Below are 19,515 nucleotides of genomic sequence, written 5' to 3'. Positions count from 1 at the left end.
TGGACGCTCGGCCCGTCAGGCAGATCCTGCCCCGTGCGGCCGTTCCGGGAAAGGCAGTACGGCCACTGTTACGTTGTCGTGGCCCCCGCCGTCCAGAGCGTGTGCCAGCAGACGGCGTGCGCACTCCAGCGGCCGGGTCCGGGCGTCGGCCGGGACGATGTCCGCCATCTGCTCGGCGGATTCGGCGTAGTTCCACAGCCCGTCGCTGCACACCAGCACCACGCCCGGCCGGTCCGGGTGGTACGACGCGGTGTGCGGCTCGACCTCGTACGCGTCCGCCCCGAGCCAGCCCGTGATGGCGTGGGCCCGCTCGTCCGCGTACGCCTCGGCCTCCGACATCAGCCCCGCCGCCACCATCTGCGCGGCCCACGAGTCGTCCTCGGTGAGCCGGGCGGGCTGGGTGCTGCGGTCGTCGGGCACCCAGTAGGCGCGGCTGTCGCCGACCCAGCCGATGGTCAGCAGGTCACCGGTGATGACCGCGCTGACGATCGTGCAGGCGGGGGCGTTCTCGTGGCGCAGGCGCTCGCCGCGCCCCGGGTGGCCGGGCGTGGCCAGCGCGCTGACGGCCTCGGCGGCCCGGAGGATCGCCCGGTGGGTGGCCTCGCGCGGCGGCTCGCCGCGGGTCAGGGCCGCTGTTAGGGCCTCGCACGCGGCGGCCGTCGCCGCGGCAGACGCCTCGTCCGGGCGGGCCGCGGACGACACGCCGTCACTGACGACGGCGATCACGGCCGGGCCGCCGCCGGGCAGTTCCGCGCCGGCCACGGCGTATGCGTCCTCGTTGCGGTGGTGGCGCAGGCCGCGGTCGCTGACCGCCGCCACGCCTGCCGACTCGTGCTCCATATGATCCCGTTCGCGCGGCTGTGCATGTCCGCAGTGCTCGCAGTACCCGTCTTTGTCGATCATGCCGGAACGGCAGCCCCCGCAGGGCCGCCCGGACGTGCCCGCGCCCCCCGTGCCGTCCGGTCCTTGCGCCGTCTGGGCGGGCACGGCCCCGGCCGGCGGGGCGAGGGAGCAGTCCCCGGCGTCCCCGGCCCCGCTCAGGAGGACGGGCCCGGTCCGGTCCGGCGCGGGCGGCACCGCCGAGAGATCCGCGCCGCAGCGGCCGCAGAAGTTGTCGGCCGGCTCCAGCGGTTCGCGGCAGGCGGCGCACACCGTCAGCTGTGGGGGCAGTTGCGACATCGATCACACCCATGTCCTGGGGCGGTAACGGTTGGCCCGCTCCACCAGTTCGATCCGTTCCTCGCCGCGCTGGGCGAGGCGCGCCAGCACACGGTACGAGCGTTCCAGCCCGAACCGCAGCTCGCGCTCGTCCAGGCCGCTGCCGAGCAGGCCCGGCGTGTCCGGCGCGCCGCCCGGCGGCGCGCCCGGGCTGCCGGAGAGCACCCAGTCCAGCGCGGTGCCCAGCACCTCGGTGCAGAGCTGTTCGCGCCGGACCGCGTCCAGTCCGAAGCCGTCGAGCCGCTCCACCTGCCGGGCGGCGGCCTGAAGTTCCGTCAGCAGCGGGTCGGCGGCGGACCGCTGCCGCAGCCGGGCCCGGACGGCCGCGACCCGCGCCGCCGTGCAGTGGACGGAGGCCTCCGGGACGGACTCCAGCGCCGCCACCGCGCCCGCGCGGTCCCCGCAGGCCAGCCGCACCCGCGCCAGCCCGAAGGCGGCGCTGACGAAGCCGGGGTCGGTGGCCCACACCAGACGGTAGTACTCGGCGGCGTTGTCCAGCTGGCCGAGCACCTCGGCGCACACGCCCAGGGCCAGCTTCGGCGCCGGCTCGCCGGGGAAGGCATCGTAGACCGCGTCGAAGGAGAGCGCGGCCGTCTCGTGGTCCCCGGTGGCCAGGCCGTGCACCCCGCGGTACCAGACGACCCGCGGGTCCCTGGGGTGGTCGGCCTCCAGGGCCGCGAGCGCCTGCGAGGCATCGGCGTCCTCGCCGAGCTCCAGCTGGGCGCGGGCCCGGCGCAGTTGCAGCTCGGGCGAGTCGGCGGGGGCCGCCTGGAGCGCCGCGTACAGCTCGGCCGGCTGCGAGGTGAGCAGGCCTGCGAGGAAGCCGGCGTTGGGGTCGTCGGGGTCGACCAGGGGGAGCGGCAGGGCGAGGGCGGTGGCCCGCGCGTCGAGCGGGGCGGTCACCGCTCCCGACGGCTGCGGCAGGGCGGGCGCCGCGGCCCTGCGGCCGATCACGGGACGGGCGCCCAGCACGGAGACGTCGTCGGTCCGCGCCTCGAACAGCCGGGTGTCCGCGACCCGCGGCTCCGGCCCGAACAGCCGGGACAGCGCGGGGCGCGGTGTGCCGGTCTCCAGGGCGACGACCTCCCGCAGCACGCCTGTCAGCTGCTCCGCCATCTCCGCCGCGGACGAGAACCGGCGCTTGCGGTCGGGGTCCGTGGCGCGCACCAGCAGCCGGTAGAAGGACTCGTAGCGGGTGAAGACGTCGATGTGCGAGGGGTCGGGCAGGCTGTGCGCGAAGACCGTCGTGTAGCCCTGGAAGTCGAAGGTGAGGACGGCCAGGGTGCGGGCGACGGTGTAGAGGTCGGAGGCGACGGACGGGCCCAGTTCGGCGATCTCCGGGGCCTGGTAGCCGATCGTGCCGTAGATCGGGCTGTCGTCGTCGTCCGTCCGCCGGACCGCGCCCATGTCGATCAGCTTCAACTGGTCCTGCTGCTGAATGGCGTTGTCGACCTTGAAGTCGCAGTACAGCAGGTTGCGGCTGTGCAGGTGACCGAGCGCCTCCAGCGCCTCGATGCCGTACGCGCACGCCTGCTCGACCGGCAGCGGGTCGCGCCGGCCGTCCGCGGTCCGCCGCTCGTTGGCGATCTCCTTGAGGGACTTGCCGCCGACGTACTCCATGACGATGTAGCCGTCGAGGCTGCCGGTGCGCTGGTCCAGGTGCTCGACGAAGTTGTAGATGCGCACGATGTTGGAGTGCTCGATCTGCGCGAGGAAGCCCCGTTCGGAGAGGGCGGCCTGCAGCGCGTCCTCGTCGCCGGTGTCGAGCAGGCCCTTGAGGACCACCCAGCGGTCGTCGACGGCGTGGTCGATGGCGAGGTAGATCCAGCCCAGCCCGCCGTGCGCCAGGCACCCCGCCACCTCGTACTGGCCGCCCACCACGTCGCCCGGGCGCAGCTTCGGGACGAACGAGTACGGGTGGCCGCAGTTGGTGCAGAAGCCCTCGGTACGGCCCTGCCGGTCGCCGCGCGAACGCCCCACGGGCGCACCGCAGTCGCTTCTGCTGCAGAACCGCTTGCGCTCGGGCACCTCCGGGTCGGCGAGCACTGCGGCCCGCGGGTCCGGGCGCGGCACGCCCGGCATGGTGACCAGGCCGGCGCCCAGTTTGTTGCGGGTGGGGGCGGCCATGGTGGACGGTCCGCTGCTCACCGTGACCGAACGGGACGCGGCGCCGGGCATGTTGCCCGTGACGGTCCGGGCGAGCCGGCCCGGGACGGACCGGCGCGAGGACGACGATCCCGAGGAGGGGGAACCAGAACCAGAGCCTCCGGATCCTGAACCTCCCGAACTTCCCGAACCTCCCGAGGACGAGCCGGACGAGCCGGACCCCGTCCGGGCCGCGCGCCCCGCGCTCGTGAGGCCCGTCGGCGGCGAGGCGATCGTCCCGGTCGGCGAGACGACCGGCGCGAGCCCGCACTGGTCGCAGTACAGCTCGCCGTCGCCCACATCCTCGTATCGCCCGTCACAGCCCGGCCGTTGGCAGTCCCGCGCCCGGGCCGTCCCCTGCGCCACCCCGCACACCGTGCAGTACGCCGTGCCGTCGATCTCCTCGTACGTGCCGTCGCAGTCCGCCTGTTCGCACGTGCCGCTCATGAATCCCCCCTGACGTCGGCGGGCGGGGCCAGGGCCTCCGCCACCGCCTGCTGATAGCGCAGCACGGCCCCCTCCGCGGCCACCAGATCACACGGCGCGCTCCACAGCATGCGCCGCGCCGCGTCGTACCGCTCGCCGAGGAAAGGGTCCTCCGCGAAGCCGTGCCGGGCGGCCTTCGCCCGGTACGCGTCCAGCCGGCCGCGCAGTTCGGCTCGTACGGCCAGCGGCGCCGTCACCGCCGTGAGCGACTCGCGGGCGCGCAGCAGCTCCTCCTCGGCACGCTGCTCCAGGTTGTCGAGCAGCGGCGAGAGCCGGTGCCAGCGGGCGCATCTCCGGTGTTCGGCGGCGGCGCTCAGCTGCTCGTAGAGCACGGTCGGCGGACCGGAGACGGCCGGCACCACGGACGCGGCGATCTTCGACAGGACCTCGGCCCGCGCCTGCCGGGCCTCCACGAGCGTCCGGTCGGCGCGCGAGAGCACGTCCCGCACGCGCATCAGCCGCTGTTCGGCGTCCTGCCGCACGTCCAGCACCGCCTCGACCTCCCGCCGCACGTCCTCCAGGGCGCGGGCGGCGCGGTCGTAGCGCCGGGTGTCCGGGCGGCCGCCGCCCGGGGCGGAGCTGGGCGAGGAGCCGGTCCAGAAGGCCAGCGGATCCGATATCACCTCGGACCGGAGCGCGGCCAGCTCCCGGGTGATGTCCTCCAGGTCGTCGCCCGACGGGTGTTCGCCCGGCCGCACCCCGACCGAGTGGGCCAGCGAGCGGGTGCGCTGCAGCTCGGCGGCCAGCAGGTCGATACGGGCGGGCAGCGCGGACCAGACCGCGTCGGCGGTGACGACCACGTCCAGCGCCTGCGCGTACCAGCCGTTCATCCGGTCCACCAGCTCCTGCAGGGTCAGCTGTTCGCTGAGCCTGGTGGTGCCCGCGTCCGGGGCGGCGGGCAGGGTGACGGCCGTGCCGCGCAGCAGGTCGGTGAGCTCGGACAGTTCGCCCTGGGTGGGCCAGCGGCGGCGGCCGCGCAGCTCGCGGGCCGTCTCCAGGGCGTCGGTGTAGGCGTCGAAGTACGTCCACAGCCGGGCGATGAGCTGCTCGGCGAGCTCCCATCTGCTCCGCGTGGTGCCGCTCAGTTCCGCCCCCTCCAGCAGGCGGCGGCCCGCGTGGTCCTGGAGGGCGAGCAGCGAGGACTCGACCGCCTCGTGCTCCGCGCCGAGCCGCGCCAGCGCCCGGTCGGCCTCCTCGCGGCTCAAGGCCGGCCCGGTGGGCCCCGCGACCGCCATCGATCCCCTCTCCTGTCGTCGGCCCGGCAGCGCCGGTGCTGCCGTCCGGTCAGTCCCTGTACTTCGGCTCCGGGGGAGCGGTGATCCCCTTCAGGTCGGCGGCCAGCCACTTGCGGTACGCCTGCATCCAGGGACTGTCGCCGCCGCCGCGCCGGAACTCCTCCAGTACTGCGTTGACCCGGCGTACCAGGTCTTCGTCCTTGAGGTTCATCGCCACGCCGTACGACTCGGTGGTGAACGGTTTGCCGACGAGTCCCACGGACGGGTCCTGGGCTGCCTGCCCGGCGGCCAGGGCGCCGTCGGTGAGCACCGCGTCCGCCTGTCCGAGCTGGAGCCGCACCAGGCAGTCGAGCTGGTTGGGCACGGTCAGCACGGAGGCGGAGTGCGGGTTCTTCTTCAGTTGCGTCTCCGCGGTCGATCCCTTCGCCGCGCACACCCGCCTGCCGGCCAGGGAGTCGTCGAACCCGGTGATCGGCGACTTCCTGGGAATCAGCAACTGCTGCCCCGTCCCGAAGTAGGCGGTGGAGAAGGCGACTTGCGCGGCGCGTTCGCAATTGATGGTCATGGTACGCGCAATGATGTCCACCTTGCCCTGTTCCAGCGCGGGGATGCGCTGACTGGTGGTGACCGCGATGAAGACGACCTTGTCCGGGTCGCCCAGCAGGTCCTTGGCGATGGCGTGCACCAGATCGATGTCGAAACCGCTGAGCTCGCCGGTCGCGGGGTCGCGGTAGCCCCAGTGGTAGCTGTTCTGGTCGACTCCCGCGACCAGCCGGCCGCGGGCCTTGATGCGCTGCACGGCCGGGCCGTCCACGGTGGACGGCCGCAGGCTCGCCTCCGGGTCGGTGCACTGCGCGGCCGCGGCCGACGGCGCGGCCGCGGCCACCGGCTGCGTACGGTCCGGGTGCTGCGGCACCCTGCCGGAACGGTCCGGCAGCTGGACGGCGACCGCAGCCGCCACCGCGCACGCGGCCGCCGTGACGGCGGCCAGCGCCGCCCTCCTCCGTGCGTGGGTCCTCACGTCCCGCCTCCCCCTGTCACCCCGTCACCGGTATTCCGACAGCCTGCGGCCGATGCCGAGCACCGCGCCCGTCGCGGCCAGCAGGGCCAGCACCGCCGCCCCGGCCGTCAGCCCGGTCAGCGCCCCGCGCCCGTTGTCGGCCGCGTGCCGGAACTGCGCCTGCTCGTGCGACAGGGCCTGCTGCAACTCGCTGTCCACCCGGTCGAAGGACTCGCCTGTACTGTCCTTCCCGCCGTTCACCATCTGCAGTGCTCCCTTGTAGTCGCCGCTGACGTCGGCGGTGCGGGCGGCACTGTGCTGCCGGAGCCACTGCCCCACGTCCGTCACGGCCTTGGCCACCGGGTCACGCCCTGCCGCGCCGTCCGCGAGCGCTCCGGCCCGGTCCAGCAGGCTGCCGGGGGCCGGGGCGGTCCCGCCGGTGCCGCCGCTGTTGTCACCGTTGCCGAAGAGCCTCTTCATGTCCTTCTGGAAGCTCGCCTCGTAGAGGTCGTCCCCCGTTGCCGGATCGAGCACCGAACCCCGGGACACCAGGGTGAGGTTCTCGTCGCCGCGGGCCTGGAGCGAGCTGATCCGGGCCTCGTTGAGGACCTGCAGGGACTGCGCGCCGTGCCGGTCGGAGTTGTCCAGCTCCGCCCGGGCCACCGTGTGCCCGGCGACGAGCCACAGCAGCACCACCGCGGTGGCCGCCGTCGCGGCCAGCAGCCCGTGGTTGAAGACGCGGTTCGTGCGCAGGTAGTTGCGCCGCTGCGCCCAGCCGAGCGCGCCCAGTGCGACGATCCCGGCGGCCAGCGCGGCCCAGGGCCACGCCTTGGCGTCCCGGTAGTCGGAGCCGAGCCGTCCGGTCTCCGCCTCGTAGAGGGCGCTGGCGGCGGGCAGCAGTTCGCCGCGCATCCGCTCGCTCGCGTAGCGCAGGTACGCGCCGCCGAGCGGCAGGCCCTGGCGGTTGTTCGCGCGGGCGGTGTCCACCAGGCCGGTGTAGACCGGCAGTTGCTTGTTGAGCGTGGCGATCTGCCGGCGCTCCGTATCCGAACCGCTCGTGTTCGCCGCGGCCTTGACCAGCAGCTCGGACGCCAGCGCTATGTCCTGGTCGTAGCGGTCGCGCGTGGTCTTCGGCTCCTGGCCGCCGGTCAGGAAACCGGAGGCGGCCGTGGTGTCGGCGTCGGCGAGCGAGCGGTAGATGCTCGCGGCGTCGGCGCTGAGGGGCTGGCTGTGCGCGACGACCGCGTCGGCCGCGGCCGACCGGTCGCTGACCTGCCAGGCGGTGACGCCGCCGAAGACGGCGAGGACGGCCGCGAGTGCGGCACCGATGATGCGGAGGCGGCCCGGCTCGGTCGTTGCGGCGGCGCGCAGGCGGGTGGCGCCTTCGCGCCAGGCCGGCTGCTGTGGTTGTGACACGAGACCTCCCCCTTGGTCGCTGGCGCCAAGTATGACGGGAGACGGCTTTCGCGCCCACCCACGCGCCCCGTGAGGTGCGCCCCGTAAGGGGCGCGGGGAACTACGAGACCAGCCCCCACCGGCCTGCAGCCGACGCACCGCCCCAGGGGGTCCGGGGCGCAGCCCCGGGGACTTCGGCTGCGGGCGCGTCGTGGTTGCTCGCGCAGTTCCCCGCGCCCCTGACGGGGCGCTACGCGTACGCCCCCCGCAACGCCCCGTAGGCCCCCGCCGGCGCCCCCAGTCGGTCCAGGCCCAGCAGGGCCGCGCCCAGGACGGGGCGGGCCGTCACCACCACCGGTACCGCCTTCGGGGCGCACTCCGCGAGGCGGGTCAGTACCCGTTCGTGCAGCAGCGGGTGACGTGCCGCCAGCACACCGCCCCCCAGCACCACCGGCACCTCCGTCTCCAGCAGCCCCAGCCGGGCCAGGGCGACCCTGGCCATCGCCACGATCTCCTCCGCCTGCCGCGCCACGAGCGCCCGGGCCACCGGGTCGCCCGCCTCCGCCACCGCGAACAGCACCGGTGCCAGCTCGTGCCGTCGCGCCGCCGGGAGCCGGCCCAGGTGCAGGGCCTCGATCAGCGCGGGCATGCCGGGCAGCCCGAAGTGGGCGGGGAGCGCCCGGGCGAGTTCGCTCGGTTCGCCGCGGCCGTCGTCCGCCCGGGCCGCCCACCACAGGGCCTCCTCGGCCAGGCAGCCGCCGCCGCCCCAGTCGCCGGAGATCCGGCCGATGGCGGGGAAGCGCGCCACCTTGCCGCCCGGTGCCACCCCCGAGCAGTTGATGCCCGCGCCGCACACCACGGCGACCCCGGCCGGTTCCGGGCCGTCGGGCAGCCCGGCCCGCAGCAGCGCGAAGGTGTCGTTGGCCACGGTCACCGACGGCGCCCAGCCCAGGCGCTCGATCTGCGCCGTCAACTCGGCCTCCTCCACGGGGAGATCGGCGTTGGCCAGGCACGCCTGGACATGCCCGGCCCGCACGGCCCCGTCCAGGCCCGCCCGGCCCGCGGCCTCGGCGACGATCGGCACGAGTCCCGCCACCGCCGCCGCGACCCCGGCCTCCGGGGGCCGGAAGCCGTCGCCGCGCGCGGCGCCCAGGACCGTGCCGTCCGGGCCCACGAGGGCGACGTCCGTCTTGCTGTTGCCCGCGTCGATCGCGAACACCGTTCCGGTCAGGCCCACGCCAGGTGCTCCCGGTTGTGCGCGAGGAGCGAGTCGGTCAGCCGGTCCGCGTACTCGGCCTGGCCGATCAGCGGATGTGCCAGCAGCGCCCGGAAGGCCCGGTCGCGGCCGCCTTCGAGGGCCGCCTCCAGCGCCAGGTGCTCGTAGGCCGTGACGTTGGCGATCAGCCCCGCGTACAGCGGCTCCAACTGCCGTACGGGCAACGGGTGTGCGCCCTGTGCGTCCACGGACGCCGGAACCTCGATCACCGCGTCGTCGGGCAGGAACGGCAGGGTGCCGTTGTTGAACGTGTTCACCACCTGCACGTCTCCCGTGTCGCGCAGCAGCGACGACGTGAGGGCGACGGCGGCCTCCGAGTAGAACGCCCCGCCCCGCTTCCCCAGCAGCTCCGGCTTCTCGTCCAGGGCCGGATCGGCGTACAGATCCAGCAGTCTGCGTTCCATCTCCGCCACCTCGGCGGCCCGGGACGGCTTGCCGCCCAGCTCCCGGACGACCGCGTCGTGCTGGTAGAAGTAGCGCAGGTAGTACGAGGGCACCACGCCCAGCCGGTCCAGGAGTTCGCGCGGCATGCGCAGGTCCGCGGCGATGGCGTCGCCGTGCCCGGCCAGCAGCCCGGGCAGCACGTCGCGGCCGCCGACGTGCACCGCGCGCTCCCACGTGAGGTGGTTGAGGCCCACGTGCTCCAGGCTCACCTCCTCCGGGGGCACGCCCAGCAGGCGGGCGAACTTCCGCTGGAAGCCGATGGCGACGTTGCACAGCCCGACGGCCCGGTGCCCGGCGGTCAGCAGGGCGCGGGTGACGATCCCGACCGGGTTGGTGAAGTCCACGATCCAGGCACCGGGGTTGCGCCGCCGTACGCGCTCGGCGATGTCCAGCACCACCGGCACGGTGCGCAGCGCCTTGGCGAGGCCGCCCGCACCGGTGGTCTCCTGGCCGACGCAGCCGCACTCCAGCGGCCAGGTCTCGTCCTGGTTGCGGGCGGCCTGGCCGCCCACGCGCAGCTGGAGCAGGACGGCGTCGGCGCCGTCCACGCCGGCGTCGAGGTCCGCGGTCCAGGTGATCCGGCCGGGGTGGCCCTGCCTGCGGAAGATGCGCCGGGCCAGCCCGCCCACGAGTTCCAGGCGGTCCGCGGCCGGGTCGACGAGGACGAGTTCCTCCAACGGCAGCACGTCCCGCAGGCGCGCGAATCCGTCGACGAGTTCGGGGGTGTAGGTCGAACCTCCGCCGACCACGGTGAGTTTGAGCACGAGCGATCAGCCCTTTACTCCGGTGAGGGTGACGCCTTCGACGAAGGCCTTCTGTGCGAAGAAGAAGACGACGACGACCGGGGCCATGACGAGCAGCGTGGCGGCCATCGTGAGATTCCAGTCGACGTTGTGGGCGCTCTTGAACGATTCCAGCCCGTACGACAGCGTCCAGGCGCCGGGATTCTGCGCGGCGTAGATCTGCGGGCCGAAATAGTCGTTCCAGCAGAAGAAGAACTGGAACAGCGCGACGGCCGCGAGGCCCGGCCTGGCCATGGGCACGACGATGCGCAGCAGCGTGCGCACTTCGCCGCAGCCGTCCATCCGGGCCGACTCCAGGTACTCCTTGGGGATCGTCAGCAGGAACTGCCGCAGCAGGAAGATGGAATACGCGTCGCCGAAGGCCATCGGGACGATCAGCGGCCACAGCGACCCCGCCAGATGCAGCTGCTGCGCCCACACCAGGTACATCGGCACGACGACGACCTGGGGCGGCAGCATCATCGTGGCGATGACGAGCATCATCGCCGGACGCCTGCCTCGGAAGCGGAACTTGGCGAGCGCGTAGGCGACGGGCAGGGACGAGCACACGGTGAACAGCGTGCCCAGCCCGGCGTACAGCAGGGAGTTCTTCCACCAGTCCAGGAATCCGGGAGTGCGGAAGACGGTCGCGTAGTTGGACCATTTCCATGTGTGCGGCCACAGTCGGCCGCTCATCGCCTGGTCGTCGCTCATCACGGAGGTCAGGAAGACGAAGACGAACGGCAGGACGAAGAAGAGTGCGGCGGCGACGGCCGTGGCGTGGACGGCGATCCAGTGGAGCGTGCGGTTGCGGGTCATGCCGGATCAGTCCTCCGCAGTCAGCAGGCCGGCGCTTCTGCGCATCAGCAGCGAGGTCACGGCCATCGCCACGGCGAAGAGCACGAGCGAAAGCACGCACGCCGCACCGGTGTTGAAGTTCTGGAACCCGAGCGAATAGACGAGCTGCGGCACGGTGAGCGTCGAGTGGTCCGGATATCCCGGCTGGATCACCGAGCCGGGCCCGACGGTGACGCCGGAGGCGAGTTTTCCGGCGACGAGGGCCTGTGTGTAGTACTGCATGGTCTGGACGACTCCGGTGACCACCGCGAACATCACGATCGGGGTGATCGACGGCCATGTGACGTACCGGAATCGCGCGAATGCGCCCGCCCCGTCCAGCTCCGCCGCCTCGTACTGCTCCTTGGGCACGTCCAGCAGCGCTGCCATGAAGACGACCATCAGGTCGCCGATGCCCCACAGGGACAGCAGCACCAGCGAAGGTTTGGCCCAGTCCGGGTCGTTGAACCAGTTCGGGGCGTCGATCCCGACCGCCGAAAGGGCCTCGTTCACCGGCCCGGTCCCCGGGTTGAGCAGGAACACGAACACGACGGTGGCGGCCACCGGCGGGGCCAGGTACGGCAGGTAGAAGGCGGTGCGGAAGAAACCGGCACCGGTCTTCACCCTGGTGACCAGCAGCCCGATGCCGATGCCGAAGGCGACGCGCAGCGCGACCATGACCACCACCAGCCAGAGCGTGTTCCACAGCGCGGGCCCGAAGAGCGGCATCTGCTGCAGCACGTATTTCCAGTTGCGCAGGCCCACGAACGCCGGGGCCTGGATCTGGTTGTAGTGCATGAAGGAGAAATAGACGGTGGCGACGAGCGGGTAACCGAAGAAGACGGTGAATCCGGCCAGCCAGGGGGAGAGGAATCCGAGGGTGCGCAGCCGTTCGCGGGTGCGTCTGCGGCGGAGGGCGGCGGGTGCGGTACCGGGGGCCATGGCGTGCTCCGTCAGTTCGCGGACTGGAGGTTGTCGTCGTCGATCTGCCGGTCGAGTGCCCGCAGCCCCTTGTCCAGGTCGCGGACCTTTCCTGCCTCGACGGCGTAGCCGAAGTCCTGGAGCGCGGTGATGTACTGCCCGCCGTTCACCGACGGCGGCATGCCGGTGCTGTCCGGGTGCGATGCGATGTCGAGGAAGGTGCGGAAGGCGGGGTCGCGGTCGAGTTTCGGCGAGGCCAGTGCGGCGTTGGTGGAGGGCACGTTGTGGATGGCGTTGGCGAAGGCGACGACCTGGTCGGTGTCGGTGGTCAGGAACTTCACCAGTTCCCAGGCCGCGTTCTGGTGCCTGCTGCTGTGGGCGATGCCGACGACCGTTCCGGTCAGGTATCCGCGCCCGTACGTCCCGGCCCGGTCGTCGGGGACGGGTAACGGTGCCGTGCCCCAGCGGAATCCGGGTTTCGCCTCGTCGAGCATCAACCCCCGCCATTCGCCGTCCAGATGCATGGCGAGCTTTCCGGTGAGGAAGGCGTTCTGCGAGGACATCTCGTCGCCGAAGGTGGTGCGGAAGGTCTCCAGCTGCGTGTAGCCGCCGAGGGCGGAGACGAGTTCGCGATGGAACGAGAAGAACTGTTTCGCGGCGGGTTCCCGGGCGAGCATCGCCTTGCCCTCGCCGTCGAAATACCGCGGCCCCCACTGGGCGAAGAACCGGTCCGGGCTGTTCTGGTACAGCCGGAAGTCCGGCATGAATCCCAGCTGCCGGTACGAACCGTCCTTCGTGCGCTGCGTGAGCCGGACGGCGGCGTCCTCGAACTCCGACATGGTGCGCGGGGGCCGGGCGATGCCGGCTTTCTCGAAGGCGTCCTTGTTGTAGTAGAGCCCGTACGCGTCGGCGAGCAGCGGGAGGGCGCACTGCCGGCCCTGGTGGGCGGAGTAGCGGACGAGGGGCGCGGGGAAGATCCGGGACTTGTCGAGGCCGGATTTCGCGAGGAAGGGGTCGAGGTCGACCCACATGCCCGTGGAGCAGTACTGGCCGACGTTGTTGGTGGTGAACGAGGACACGACGTCGGGCGCGTTTCCGCCGCCCGCCCGCAGGGCCTGGTTCACGGTGCTGTCGGGGACGTTGCCGGTCGCCTCGACCTTGATCAGTGGGTGCAGTTTCTCGAACCGGGCGATGGAGGCGTCGATCGCCGCGACTTCCTTCTTCTCCGACCAGCCGTGCCAGAACTTCAGGGTGACGGGCCGGCCGAGGTCGTCGTCGGCGCTGCCGGTGCTCGGATGGGCGCATCCGGTGAGGAGGAGCCCTGCGGCCAGCAGCAGGGGGACGCGGGCACGTGACATGGCGGAACGTCCCTTCGGGCGGTGGGGGAAGGAGCGCGGGAGGGCGTGGCTGTCAGGACGTGGTGTCGAACACCGTGTTGCGGGCTTCGGCGAGTGCCGTGTGCAGGCCGCCGAGGAGGATGGGGGAGCCCTCGACCGTGCTCAGCCGCAACTCCGGCCGGGGCAGGTCGAGTCCGGACATCTCGTCCTCGACCAGTGCGCGCAGCCGGTCGCCGCCGGCCAGGCAGACCTCGCCGGAGAGCACGATCAGTTCCGGGTCGACCACGGCGACGACGGCCAGGAGCGCGGTGGCGATGTGGTGCGCCAGCTCGGCGAGGACGGCGTCGCCCGCACCCGGCGCGGCCGCTGCGGCGGCCAGCGCCTCCGGGGCGGTGGCGGCCCGGATGCCGTGGCGGCGGGCCAGTGCGATCACGGCGGCGGAGACGACGAGCCTGTCCAGGCCGCCCTCGGCGAGGGGGCCGGGCGCGCCCGCGGGCCCGCCGCGGACGACCGGGGCGCCCGGCATCGGCATGTAGCCGATCTCGCCCGCCCCGCCCCGCGCGCCGCGCAGCAGGCGGCCGCCGAGCACGATGGCGGCGCCGACGCCCTCGTCGGCCCAGAAATGGACGAAGTCGGCGCAGTCCCGGGCGGAGCCGCCGTGCTGCTCGGCGACGGCGGCGAGGTTGACGTCGTTCTCGACGACCACGGGCGTGCCGAGTGCGGCGGAGAGCTCGTCGACGAGGGCGCGTGCCTGCCAGCCCGGCAGGTGGGGCGCGTACCGCAGCCGCCGGGTGCGCGGGTCGAGGGCGCCGGGGGTGCCGATGACGGTGCGGCACAGCGCGTCCCGGCCGAGGCCGGCCGCGCGCAGCGCGCCGTCGACGGCCTCGGCGACGAGCGCGGGGGTGCGCGTGCGGGCGTCCTCCGCGGTGGCGTCGGCCTCGACGCGGTGTCCGCCGACCGTGGTGCCGGTGATGTCGGCGACGGCCGCGCTGATCCCGGTCTTGTCGACGGCGAGGGCCGCGACGTGCGCGACACCGGGGTTGACCTCGTACAGCAGGGCGCTGGGGCCGGGGCGCCCGGTGACGCTGCCGGTGGTGCGGACGAGGCCGGCGGCCTCCAGGCGGGCGAGGAGCTGGGAGGCGGTGGGTTTGGACAGCCCGGTCAGCTCGCCGAGCCGGGTGCGGGTGAGGCGGCCGTGGGCGATCAGCAGATCCAGGGCGGCCCGGTCGTTCATGGCCCGGAGGACTCGGGGGGTGCCGGGGGTGGTGGCCATGGTCGCTCCCGCACGCGGTCTGTTGGGAAACCTTCCTAACCGTTCATGGGGACGGTATGCGAGGGGAAACGTCGGGTCAATGGTTCCGTCACGCCCGGGGGCGCCCCGTCAGGGGCGCGGGAGTTCCTCCCCCAGCTACCGCTGGGGGTATCCCCAGCGCCCCTTCGGGGCCCCGGTCTTACTTGCCCAGCACCGGTCCCGGCGGTATCGGGGCCGTGGCCATCGACTGCGGCGAGGCCGGGTTGCCCAGTGCCGAGGGGGCGGCCACCGTGGCCGTCGGGTCGGCGGCCGGAGCGGCGTCCGCGGCCTGCACCACGCCCATCCGGATGCCCGCCGTGTCCAGCGCCTGCTTGATCCGCCAGCGCAGCTCCCGCTCGACCCCGGAGGCCTCCCCGGGCGCCGTCTTCGCCTGGACGCGGACCACGACCGAGTCCAGGCTCACCGAGTCCAGGCCCATGACCTCGACCGGCTCCCAGATCTTCTCGTCCCACGGCGCGGCCTTGGCCATGTCCTGGCCAGCCGACGCGATGATCTCGCGGGCCCGGTCCAGGTCCTCGTCGTAGCGCAGGGAGACGTCCACCTCGGCCATGGACCAGCCCTGGCTGAGGTTGCCGATGCGCTTGACCTCACCGTTGCGCACGTACCAGATGGCGCCGTTGGGGCCGCGCAGCTTGGTGACGCGCAGGCCCACCTCGATCACCGTGCCCGTCGCGACGCCGGCGTCGATCTCGTCTCCGACGCCGTACTGGTCCTCGAGGATCATGAAGACGCCGGACAGGAAGTCGGTGACGAGGTTGCGGGCACCGAAACCGATGGCCACACCCGCGACACCCGCCGAGGCGAGCAGCGGGGCCAGGTTGATCTTCAGCACGGACAGCACGGTCAGCGCCGCCGTGCCCATGATCAGGAACGAGGCGACGCTGCGCAGCACCGAGCCGATGGCCTCCGAGCGCTGCCGCCGCCGCTCGGCGTTGACCAGCAGGCTGCCCAGGGCGGTGCCGTCGAAGTGGTGGGTGGTGCGGTTCATCCGCGCTATCAGCTGGGTGATGCCGCGCCGGATCAGGGAGCGCATGGCCACCGCGATCACGACGATCAGGATGATGCGCAGGCCGTTGCCGAGCCAGACGGACCAGTTCTGCTCGACCCAGCCGGCGGCGTCGTTGGCCGTCCGCTGGGCCTCGTCCAGGGACGTGGGGGGTCGGGGCGTCGAGTCAGCAGCCAGGGCGGCGGACCGGAACACAGCAGAAATCCTCCGTGTGGGACACATGCCCGTGGCGGGGACGGCCCGGGCAGACCCACCACACTATCGGGGCAGGGCGGGTCCCCCGTTGTTGTGTTCGAGATGAGGCGGGTATCGAGCAGGTCCTGCCAGGGGTTGGCCGCGGTGTGCCGCAAAACACCTGAGACCCGTTACCCGGTCATGGTGGCGCGCCGACCAGGGCACAGGGGACACTTGCAGGAGATCGTCCCGGCGCGAGCCACGCGCCGCCGGCGTACAAGGAGGCACCCGTGCCGCATGTTCTGGTCCTCAACGCGTCGTACGAGCCGCTCGGCGTCGTACCGCTCCGCCGCGCGCTCATACTCGTCCTCAACGAAAAGGCTGTCAGCCTGGAGGACACCGGCGCCTATCTGCACAGTGCGACCTGCACGATCCCCGCACCCAGCGTCGTGCGCCTGAAGCGCTTCGTGCGGGTCCCCTTTCGGGGCCCCGTCCCGCTCACCCGCCGTGCCCTCTTCGCCCGCGACGGCGGGCGCTGCGCGTACTGCGGTGGCGTCGCAACCAGCGTCGACCACGTCGTGCCGCGCAGCCGTGGCGGGCAGCACGCCTGGGACAACGTGGTGGCTGCATGCCGCCGGTGCAACCACGTCAAGGCCGACCGGCACGTCTCCGAGCTGGGGTGGCGGCTGCGCCACCAGCCCGCTCCGCCGTCCGGTCTGGCGTGGCGCATCATCGGCACGGGGCATAGGGATCCGCGCTGGCTTCCCTACTTGGAGGCCTATGGCGCGGAGGACGCGATGGCCCGGATCGACGGCATTTCCGCCTGAGATCCGGGCCATCACTGTTTCCCGCGCCCCGTCAGGGGGCGCGGGGAACGGCCCGCACCCGGAACTCAGCGCACCGCGTACGCCTCCGCCCCCGCAGGGGAACCCCCCTGCACCCGGACGAACCGCACGTCCGGCACGTCCATGCGCACCGTCCCGTCCTGGCTCCCCGCAGGCGAATCGCGCCAGCTGCGCCCGTCGGAGGACACCTGCACCCGGTAGCGGCCCGGCCGGGCACCGTCCTTCCAGTGCAGCACCAGCCTCCCCAGCCGCACCGGACGCGCCAGCGCCAGCTGCCACACCCCGTCGCCCGACGTGGTCGTCCCGCCGGGGGCCAGGTCGGGGCCGCCGGTGGGCGGATAGGCGTGGACGGTGACCGTCCGCTCCTGCCCGGCCAGCTTCAGCCGCACCGCGACATCGTGCCCCGCCGCCCCGGCGGGCACCGAGATCTCGATCCGGGCCGTGGTCACCCCGCCCCGCGCCACGGCCAGTTCGGCGGGGGCGTTCACGGTGACGCCCGAGGGGGCGGTCACCGCGAGGCGCTCGCGGACGGTGTCCGGGCGCCGGTTGATCATCCGCAGTTCGACGACGGCGGGCCGGCCGCCGATGTCCGTGTCCACCTCGCTCTGCGCGAGGTCGACGTCCGCGGTGGGGGCGTCGGCGAACCAGGGCGCGATCTCGTGCACGGCGGGCGGGGCGGCCGCCGCCTCCCACACCAGCCGCAGCCCGTCGGCCCTGACGCCCTTGCCGGGCACCTGGGTCCAGCCGCTGTCCGACAGCGGGCCGAGCTGCTGCCAGCCCGCGGCCGGGTCGTGCGCCTCGACCGTGCCGCGGGTGCCGGGCGCCGGGTCGGTGAGCACGGTGACCGCGGCCAGCGGGTGCGGCGCGCGCACCGCCACCGCCAGCGGGGCGCCGCGGGGCGGGGTGACGCCGGTGGCCGGGTCGCCGTCGGTGGCCTTGCCGGCCGTGCGCAGCGGCCGGTCCACGCCCGTCCAGCCGTTGGCCCGGGAGAGGGCCTTGTCGAGGAACGGGGTGAGCACCCCGGCCCCGACGGTCGCGTTCTCCGCGCCGATCTGGGCCCGCAGCCGCTGCACGTCCAGCTGGGCCTGCCAGGCCGCGGCACCGTCGCCGCGGGCCTGCGCGGTGAGCATGTCCACCGCGCGCACCCCGGCCCGGCCGTGCCGCCCCAACTGGTCCAGCCACGGCCGGATCTCGCTCCCCAGGCTCGGCGACAGCCGCTGCGGCGCGTCGGCCATGGTGCGGAAGGCGGCCCGCAGCCGGTCGGCCGCGTCGCCGAGCTTCCCGGTGTCCGTGCCGCCCAGCGCGGCCCAGAAGTCGTCCAGCAGCGGCCGCAGATACGCCGACTCCTCGCCGCCCAGCATGGACGAGGCGTCGTTGCCGGCGAGCGCGCGCAGGGCGTCGCGGGTCGGCCCGTCACCGGCGGCGAGGTCGTCGACGGCGGCCTTCCAGGACTCGTCGGGCCGGTAGGCGCGCGGATTCCAGGCGAAGTCGGCCGCCGTGAACAGCGGGATGCGCGAAACGGCGGGCTGCGCCGGGGCGTTGGCGAGCAGCGCGGCCGAGCCGGTGGCCACGGCGGGCTCCCGGCCGGTGTACGGGCCGAGGAAGATACGGTCCTGCGAGAAGTCGTTGACCGGGTAGTTGTCCATGGTCATCAGCGGGTGGCCCAACGCCGCGCGCGCATCCGCCAGTTCGGCGCCGGTGATGGTCCTCGGCACCACGCCCACCCCGGTCCAGGCCACCTCCACGCGCGGGTCGAGCGCAGAGGCCAGGGCGCGCCGGAAGTCCGTGCGCCCGTCCTGGTAGTACTCGGTGGGCAGCAGCGACAGCGGCGCCGCCTCGGACCCCTTGGCGGCCAGGTGCGCCGCGAGCGCGCCCGCGACCTTCGCCTGCGCCTTCGCGGCGGCCTTGGGGCCGGAGCCGAACGCGTCCCGGTCCGCGTCGCAGTGCCACTCGGAGTAGCTGACGTCCTGGAACTGCAGCTGGAAGGCGCGCACGCCCAGCGCCCACATCGCGTCGACCTTGCGCTTGAGCGCGCGCAGGTCGTCGCCCGAGGAGAAGCACATGGCCTGGCCCGGCGCCACGGCCCAGCCCAGCGTCACATGGTTGCGGCGGGCCCGGTCGGCCAGGTCGCGGAACTCGGCGCGCTGCGCGGCCGGGTAGGGGGCGCGCCAGCGGGCCTGGCGGTACGGGTCGTCGCCGGGGGCGTAGAGATAGCGGTTCTGCTTCGTGCGGCCCAGGAAGTCCAGCTGCGCCAGCCGCTGTCGGTGCGTCCAGGGGTCGCCGTAGAAGCCCTCGGTCAGGCCGCGCACGGCCGTGACCGGCCAGTCGCGCACGACCGCCCCGGCGAGCACGCGGCCGCCGTCCCGCTGCACCGCCAACTGCCGCAGCGTCTGCGCCGCGTGGAACAGCCCGTCCGGCCCCACGCCCGAAAGCGCCGCCACCGGGCGGCCGTCGATCTGGCCCGTCGCCAGCCGGTACCCGCCGGAGGGCAGGTCGGCCACGGGCGGGGCGCCGAGCGTGCGCAGGGCGTCCTCGGCGGCCTTGCCGCCCGCGTAGACGATCAGCCCGTCGGGCGGCGGGGTGCCGCCCGGCTGGGCGTCGACGACGGTCCGGGCGCCGAGGCCGCGCAGGATGGTGCGCAGCGCGTCGAGCGTGTACGGGTCGGTGTTCTGCTCGGCCATGAGCGTGACCTGGTCGCCGACGCGGGCGCCCGCGCCCTGCGCGCGCGCCGTCTGCGGGCGCGGCCAGACCGGCGGCAGGGTGCCCGTGCTCTGCGGGTCGGTGTCGGGGGTGGCCGGGGCCGCGGTGTCGCCGGGACGGGGATCGGCGAGGGCGTCGTGCGTGCTGCCCAGCAGTCCGCTCAGCAGCGCCGCGGCCAGCACGGTGACCCCGGCCCGCCGCGGCCGGCCGAGCCGGCCGGTGCCGACCACGGGCCCCGGCTGCCCTGCCGGACGGGCCTCGTACGAGGAGTCGTTGCTGGGGAACGGCACGGGCATTGCTCCTCGTCCTGGTGTCGCCTCCGTGGTCGACGAGCCCATCACCAGGGGAATCACGGTGTCAACGCAGGTGCCCGAACTGCCGGTAATGACCGGTGCATCAGAG

General features: G+C 73.6%; 14 protein-coding genes. 1 reads left to right on the top strand and 13 read right to left on the bottom strand.

Features of this window, described 5'->3' with window-relative positions; all coding sequences use genetic code 11:
* Positions 1 to 15 precede the first annotated feature (15 nt).
* The 12 genes from HG542_RS13275 to HG542_RS13220 form a co-directional block, all read right to left on the bottom strand.
* Positions 16 to 1,179 (bottom strand): PP2C family protein-serine/threonine phosphatase, encoded by a 1,164-nt coding sequence (locus HG542_RS13275; RefSeq protein ID WP_171080942.1) that lies wholly within the window; start codon positions 1,177 to 1,179, stop codon positions 16 to 18.
* A 3-nt stretch (positions 1,180 to 1,182) separates the two neighbouring features.
* Positions 1,183 to 3,810, bottom strand: a complete 2,628-nt coding sequence (locus HG542_RS13270; RefSeq protein ID WP_171080940.1) for a serine/threonine-protein kinase — start codon at positions 3,808 to 3,810, stop codon at positions 1,183 to 1,185.
* A complete protein-coding gene (locus HG542_RS13265) occupies positions 3,807 to 5,084 on the bottom strand; it encodes a coiled-coil domain-containing protein (protein ID WP_171080938.1) in 1,278 nt (425 codons plus the stop codon). Before HG542_RS13265 ends, HG542_RS13270 begins: the two co-directional genes overlap by 4 nt.
* A 49-nt stretch (positions 5,085 to 5,133) precedes the next feature.
* The gene (locus tag HG542_RS13260; protein ID WP_171080936.1) at positions 5,134 to 6,105 is read right to left on the bottom strand and encodes a glutamate ABC transporter substrate-binding protein; all 972 of its coding nucleotides are present in this window, start codon (positions 6,103 to 6,105) and stop codon (positions 5,134 to 5,136) included.
* 24 nt (positions 6,106 to 6,129) lie between these two features.
* Positions 6,130 to 7,500 carry a GlnX family signal transduction membrane protein gene (locus HG542_RS13255; RefSeq protein WP_171080933.1) on the bottom strand — a complete coding sequence of 457 codons (1,371 nt, stop codon included), beginning with the start codon at positions 7,498 to 7,500 and terminating at the stop codon, positions 6,130 to 6,132.
* Between the two features lie 229 nt (positions 7,501 to 7,729).
* Positions 7,730 to 8,716, bottom strand: a complete 987-nt coding sequence (locus tag HG542_RS13250; protein ID WP_171080931.1) for an N-acetylglucosamine kinase — start codon at positions 8,714 to 8,716, stop codon at positions 7,730 to 7,732.
* On the bottom strand, positions 8,707 to 9,963 hold the full coding sequence (locus HG542_RS13245) for a 6-phospho-beta-glucosidase (protein WP_171080930.1): 1,257 nt from the start codon (positions 9,961 to 9,963) through the stop codon (positions 8,707 to 8,709). Before HG542_RS13245 ends, HG542_RS13250 begins: the two co-directional genes overlap by 10 nt.
* 6 nt (positions 9,964 to 9,969) lie before the next feature.
* Positions 9,970 to 10,800 (bottom strand): carbohydrate ABC transporter permease, encoded by an 831-nt coding sequence (locus HG542_RS13240; RefSeq protein WP_171080928.1) that lies wholly within the window; start codon positions 10,798 to 10,800, stop codon positions 9,970 to 9,972.
* Between the two features lie 6 nt (positions 10,801 to 10,806).
* Positions 10,807 to 11,760 (bottom strand): carbohydrate ABC transporter permease, encoded by a 954-nt coding sequence (locus HG542_RS13235; protein ID WP_171080927.1) that lies wholly within the window; start codon positions 11,758 to 11,760, stop codon positions 10,807 to 10,809.
* 11 nt (positions 11,761 to 11,771) lie between these two features.
* Positions 11,772 to 13,097, bottom strand: coding sequence for an ABC transporter substrate-binding protein (locus HG542_RS13230; protein ID WP_171080926.1), 1,326 nt, complete (start codon positions 13,095 to 13,097; stop codon positions 11,772 to 11,774).
* Positions 13,098 to 13,149: 52 nt separating this feature from the next.
* Complete coding sequence (locus HG542_RS13225) at positions 13,150 to 14,349, bottom strand: ROK family transcriptional regulator (protein ID WP_229922833.1); 1,200 nt, start codon at positions 14,347 to 14,349, stop codon at positions 13,150 to 13,152.
* A gap of 178 nt (positions 14,350 to 14,527) precedes the next feature.
* Positions 14,528 to 15,589, bottom strand: coding sequence for a mechanosensitive ion channel family protein (locus tag HG542_RS13220; protein WP_171080925.1), 1,062 nt, complete (start codon positions 15,587 to 15,589; stop codon positions 14,528 to 14,530).
* A gap of 269 nt (positions 15,590 to 15,858) precedes the next feature.
* Between HG542_RS13220 and HG542_RS13215 the strand changes: the two genes are divergently transcribed.
* Positions 15,859 to 16,395: an HNH endonuclease gene (locus tag HG542_RS13215; RefSeq protein ID WP_171080924.1), complete on the top strand. Its 537-nt coding sequence runs from the start codon at positions 15,859 to 15,861 to the stop codon at positions 16,393 to 16,395.
* Positions 16,396 to 16,460: 65 nt separating this feature from the next.
* Here the strand turns inward: HG542_RS13215 and HG542_RS13210 are convergent, their stop codons facing one another.
* Positions 16,461 to 19,343, bottom strand: a complete 2,883-nt coding sequence (locus HG542_RS13210; RefSeq protein WP_373313198.1) for a beta-N-acetylglucosaminidase domain-containing protein — start codon at positions 19,341 to 19,343, stop codon at positions 16,461 to 16,463.
* Between the last annotated feature and the right edge of the window lie 172 nt (positions 19,344 to 19,515).

Source organism: Streptomyces morookaense (genome assembly GCF_013030945.1).
Lineage (GTDB): Bacteria > Actinomycetota > Actinomycetes > Streptomycetales > Streptomycetaceae > Streptomyces > Streptomyces morookaensis.
Note: the sequence above shows the minus strand (reverse complement) of the source record. Positions and strands in the feature narration are given on the sequence as shown.